Genomic DNA, 238 nt, shown 5'->3' with positions numbered 1-238 from the left:
GTTTCAATTTAAACAAGAACCTTTCCATTCGCTATATGGTAGAAAAAGGATTGTCCAGCAACTTTGAAAACTTTGGTGTTAGCCATGCAGTTTCCCTTGCTTATTCCTTTACACCCAACCTAACTGCAAATCGTGTGTTGTTGGATGACGAACTTGATTTGGTTTCATCTGCCAGCATTCCACAAGAAAATCTAAGTCTTACTGAGAACGACCTGTAACTTGCTCGATTACAAAACAA

The 238-nt window shown here is 38.7% G+C and carries 1 pseudogene; it reads left to right on the top strand.

The annotated features are described in order from the left end of the window. Positions 1 to 218: pseudogene (locus tag ACRHOZ_RS21425) on the top strand (PorP/SprF family type IX secretion system membrane protein); the annotation flags it as partial. Positions 219 to 238: the final 20 nt, after the last annotated feature.

The sequence above is a fragment of the Flagellimonas flava genome (assembly GCF_050617915.1).
Taxonomy (GTDB): Bacteria; Bacteroidota; Bacteroidia; order Flavobacteriales; family Flavobacteriaceae; genus Flagellimonas; species Flagellimonas flava_A.
The sequence above is the reverse complement of the archived record's forward strand: the minus strand, read 5'-3'. Positions and strand labels throughout refer to the sequence as shown.